Here is a 4669-nt window from a genome sequence, read left to right as displayed (position 1 = left end):
TGTGATCTCATCTTGGAAAAAGCTGAGGTTGCTCTAGTTCCTGGTGAGGCGTTTGGGCCTTCGGGTTATGTTCGGATGAGCTACGCACTTGGTGATGAACCAATTGTTGAAGGCATCAAGCGCCTACAAAAACTCTTTAGCTAAAACCCAATCAGGTTTGGTTCTGGAACCAAGTTGATTCCAAACTTCGCGGCAACTCGTTCTTGAATGTATCTTGCGAGCTCGACGATCTCGTCTGCCGTTGCACCACCGCGATTGGTTATTGCCAAAGCGTGCTTTTGAGAAACTGCAGCTTTTGATCCTGGCAAGCTAAAGCCTTTATCTATTCCCGATTGCTCGATCAACCAAGCGGCGCTTAGTTTGACTGTTAGTCCATCATCTTCTGGTGTTTCCCACGATGGGGCATCGGCGGGAAGTGTTCTAGCAAAAGTGTCGCTCACGATTGGGTTAGTAAAAAAGCTCCCACAGCTCACACTGTTTGGATCCTTTGGATCTAGCACCATTGATTTTGAAGCGCGAAGTTTCAAAACTGACTGCCGCACCTGAACCAAGCTGGGCTGAGCTCCCATTTCAGAATTGAGATCTTTTGCAATTTGACCTGAATACAGCGGTCTGGCTTTGCCGGCAAGATCTAGAAGTTCGATTTCGATCCAGGTGATAAGTCCAGTTCTTCCTTTTTTGATAGCGCTGTCTCGATAGCCAAATTTCATGTCTTTTGGCTCAAGAATTTCTAGCTCGCCTGATTCATAATCTAAAAATTCTGCTTTCAAAAATACATCGCTTAGTTCTTGGCCGTAAGCCCCGATGTTTTGTACCGGCGATGCTCCAACGCTTCCTGGGATACCGCTCATGGCTTCAATGCCAGCGAGACCTTCATTCACACTGGCTGCAACAAGCTCATCCCAATCTTCACCTGCTTGGATACGCCAGATTTGCTTGTCGCCAAAGGTTGTTTTTTCAATGCCTTTGGTTTTTATTTGGATAACAGATAAATCTTCAATGCTTTCGGAAACCACCATGTTGGTTCCGCCGCCAATAAGTAACCAGTCTTCGCCGGATGCCCAAGCTCTCTTGGCGCAGTCAATTAGTTCCGCGGATGTTGAGCAAACTGTGAGCTCGGCTGGCTCGCCACCAACTCGCATTGATGTTAGCTCGGAAAGCCTGGTCATTAGATACTCACTCGAACTTGAGCTTTTCCTAGAACCACAACTCCATCGCAGGAGGCTGATAGGTCAATTCGGGCAATCTTTGCTGTCTCATCTATTTCAACTACCGTTGCGTTCACAACCAAAGTTGCACCCTTGGCAGCATCAACCAAAACAGGTTTGGTGAACCGAACCTGGTAGTCAATTACTTTTCCGCTGTCCCCTAGAAAATCAACCACGGCCTGCACAGCGGCACCCATGGTGAGCATGCCGTGCGCCAAGACGCCTGGTAATCCAACTGCCTTGGCAACATCATCGCGGTAGTGAATTGCGTTGAAATCCCCTGAGGCTCCGGCGTAGCGGACCAGGCTGTCCCGGGTGAAGTGAAACTCCCTAGCGGGAAGGAGTTGACCTACTTGGAGGCTCATGCTTCACCTCGCACCACAAGAGTTGAGATTGCTGTGCAGACAAGAATTTGATTCGCGTCAAAGATTTGGGTTTCAAAGCTGACCATGGAATTTCCTGCCAGCTGTTTGACGCTAGCTACCTTGAGTTCGCTGGTTAGTTCATCGCCGGCGACGATGGGCCTAACGTGAATAAAGCGCTGGTCGCCGTGAACGACCCTGGAGAAATCTAGGGCAGCTTCTTTGTCGGAAATTACCTGAGTTAGCGAGCGCTCTTGGATCACGACCGCAAAAGTTGGTGGGGCGATTAGGTCTTTATAGCCCTGCTTTTTGGCAGCGTCTAGATCTAGATTGGCTGGGTCTAAAGAGAAAACAGCTTTGGCAAATTCGCGGATTTTTTCGCGGCCGACAAGGTAACTAGAAGTCCTTGGGTAAATTTTGCCTTCGATAGCTGGATTGACCATTTGTTAACTGTATCTAGGTCCTTCGGGAATAACCCGTTGATTGATTTGGTAGCGGAGGCGGGACTCGAACCCGCGACCCCACGATTATGAGTCGTGTGCTCTAACCACCTGAGCTACCCCGCCGGGGACTAAACAGTTGTATTTCTCTTATTAGCTTATTAGTCGAGCCCCGAGACAGGTTTGAACTGTCGACCCCTTCCTTACCATGGAAGTGCTCTACCACTGAGCTATCGGGGCGTCATTGCCTAGCAACCAAAAGAGATTACCACTATTGCTTTGGGGCTAGCAAACAGTGGTGTGCGTTCAATATGCAGGTCAAGCTCGAAGGTTCGAAGCTTTGCTAAGCCTTAGCCTTCTTGTGATTTGGCCACCAGAAGTACTTTCCGGTGATAAACGCAAGCGAAGGCACGATAACTGTTCTTACCAAGAGGGTATCTAGCAGCACACCGATACCTACGATGATTCCAATTTGGTAGAGAGCAATCAGCGGCAGAACTCCAAGGACTGCGAACACTGCCGCGAGCAAGATTCCCGCACTGGTGATAACGCCACCGGTTGAAGCAAGGGCCTTAATCATTCCTTCTTTTAGACCAAGTTTCTCAGCTTCTTCCTTCGCCCTGGTTACCAAGAAGATGTTGTAATCAACACCTAGGGCAACTAGGAACAAGAAGCTGTAAAGGAATACCGATAGATCCAAAGCCGGCAATCCAAATACGTTCTCAAACAGCAGCCAGCTTGCTCCAATAGCGGAGAAGAAGGACGCCACCACGGTTAGCAGTAGCAAGATTGGCGCTACCAGTGATCGAAGCAATAGAACCAGCACTAGGAACACCAGAATCAAGATCATAGGTATAACCGTCAGCTGATCAGAAGCGTAGGTGTCTTTAACATCTAGTCGCTGAGCGTCGATGCCACCAACCAAAGCGTCTGCTCCTTCGATTGCGCGAAGTTCTTGGCGAAGTTCACGAATGATCACATACGCTTCTTCAGACTGCGATTCAGCGTCCAAAACCACATCGATCTTGGTGATTTCGGAGGTGCTGTCCCCGATGGTTACCTCGGCAACACCGCTAACTTTTTCAGCAGCGGACGCTACTTCGTCTTCGAAGCCGTTGTTGGCAATAACAATCGCTGGCGATGTTGATCCAGCCGGGAAGGCTTCAGCCAACACGTCTTGGCCAACGGCTGCTTCTGGTGCCACTCGGAATTGCTCAGTAGAAGATAGACCGACCTTTACTCCGGTCGCACCAAAGCTCAAGATTGCGAGAATGATAAATCCTGCGATCGAGACAATAACTGGACGCTTGCTAACGCCGCGTCCAAGCTTGGCCCAAAGTCCTGTTTCAGACTTGTTTACCCCACCGAATTTTGGAACAAAAGGCCAGAACAAGCCGCGACCGAAGACCACGATTGCTGCTGGTAGAACAACAAGGGCCGCAAACATGGCCATGATGATTCCACCGGCAACTACCAGTCCGAGAGTTCGGTTTCCACCAAGTTGAGCAAATAGCAAAGTAAGTAGAGCAAGGGTAACGGTTCCACCGGATGCCAACACCGCCGGTGTTACTCCTCTAAGAGCCCGGTTCATCGCCTGGTGGCGATCTTCATTCAGTAGTAACTCTTCGCGATAGCGAGCAATTAGCAAAAGTGCGTAGTTGGTTCCAGCACCAAACACTAGAACTGACAAGATTCCTGTTACCGATCCATCTGCTGGTGCGCCCAGGAAGACAGTTGCAAGTTGTGGGGCAAGCTGGGCTGCCATTCCATCTGCAACACCAATAACAATCAGTGGCACTAGCCAAAGAACTGGTGAGCGGTAGGTAATAAGAAGTAGAACAGCAACGATGATAACGGTGGAAAGAAGCAGCGTGAAGTTTGCACCGGCAAATACTCCTGCGATGTCAACCTGGAAACCTTCGGGACCGGTGATGTAAACCTCTAGGCCAGCTGGCATATCTTCTTTAGCAATCGCGCGCATTTCGGTCATTCGCTCGGTGCGCTCTGCGTTTTCTTCGAATTCTTCCAAGGGAACAGTTATAACGGCGACTTTGCCATCATCTGAAACTTGAGCCGGTGGAACAAACGCCTCACCGTTTAGTTCACCTGATGTGTAATCCAAAAACTTGTCGCTTGCACCATCAACAAAACCCTGAGCCATTGGGTCAAAGGTTCCAGTTATCCAAAGTTCTTGCTCTTCAGTGAGCTTGGTGTCAGATGAGTAAACAACAACAGCAACTGTGCCATCAGTTCCAGGAAGATCCTCTAGGGCCTTGTTAACAAGAACTGTCTCGTTGTTGGCTGGAAGACCATCGGTTGGAGAAGTGTCTGACTCTGGTGCACTCAGTGGACCAAAAGCTAATCCAGCAAAGATTAGTCCAATAAGAAGTGTGACCCATGAGGTTTTGCGGCCAGTGATAAATGACGCGATGTTGTTCAAAACTAATCCTTTGATTTGTGGGTGACATTATTGTCCCACTAAGAAACCTATAGAGCCGTTAGATTGACAAAATTTTGGTCATGAAGGATTCTTGGGCCTCTAGATTCTCAGCGTTATAGACTGGGACTACTCGTCAAGGAGGATTGAGTGGCTGTTATAGGCGTTAAGGACTGGGTAGACCAGATAGCAGCTCTAACCAATCCCGACTCTATAAAGTGG

At 49.0% G+C, this 4669-nt stretch carries 4 protein-coding genes, 2 tRNA genes and 1 pseudogene; 1 reads left to right on the top strand and 6 read right to left on the bottom strand.

Annotated elements, in window-relative coordinates; translation table 11 throughout:
- Positions 1-144 (top strand): annotated as a pseudogene (locus AC9UES_RS06270) (aspartate aminotransferase); the annotation flags it as partial.
- Here AC9UES_RS06270 and AC9UES_RS06265 read toward each other — a convergent pair.
- The 6 genes from AC9UES_RS06265 to AC9UES_RS06240 all read right to left on the bottom strand — a co-directional run bounded on the left by AC9UES_RS06265 (position 141) and on the right by AC9UES_RS06240 (position 4450).
- Positions 141-1169 (bottom strand): UDP-N-acetylmuramate dehydrogenase, encoded by a 1029-nt coding sequence (locus AC9UES_RS06265; protein WP_509527737.1) that lies wholly within the window; start codon positions 1167-1169, stop codon positions 141-143. The pseudogene AC9UES_RS06270 and the gene AC9UES_RS06265 overlap by 4 nt on opposite strands.
- Positions 1169-1573 (bottom strand): MaoC/PaaZ C-terminal domain-containing protein, encoded by a 405-nt coding sequence (locus tag AC9UES_RS06260; protein WP_509527734.1) that lies wholly within the window; start codon positions 1571-1573, stop codon positions 1169-1171. Before AC9UES_RS06260 ends, AC9UES_RS06265 begins: the two co-directional genes overlap by 1 nt.
- Positions 1570-2013, bottom strand: a complete 444-nt coding sequence (locus tag AC9UES_RS06255) for an FAS1-like dehydratase domain-containing protein (RefSeq protein ID WP_509527732.1) — start codon at positions 2011-2013, stop codon at positions 1570-1572. The genes AC9UES_RS06260 and AC9UES_RS06255 overlap by 4 nt, the downstream gene beginning before the upstream one ends.
- A gap of 46 nt (positions 2014-2059) precedes the next feature.
- Positions 2060-2136 (bottom strand) — tRNA-Met (locus AC9UES_RS06250).
- Between the two features lie 42 nt (positions 2137-2178).
- Positions 2179-2250 (bottom strand) — tRNA-Thr (locus AC9UES_RS06245).
- 103 nt (positions 2251-2353) lie between these two features.
- Complete coding sequence (locus AC9UES_RS06240) at positions 2354-4450, bottom strand: MMPL family transporter (protein ID WP_509527729.1); 2097 nt, start codon at positions 4448-4450, stop codon at positions 2354-2356.
- Positions 4451-4669: the final 219 nt, after the last annotated feature.

The sequence above is a fragment of the Rhodoluna sp. genome, from assembly GCF_044232805.1.
GTDB lineage: Bacteria > Actinomycetota > Actinomycetes > Actinomycetales > Microbacteriaceae > Rhodoluna.
Note: the sequence above shows the minus strand (reverse complement) of the source record. Positions and strands in the feature narration are given on the sequence as shown.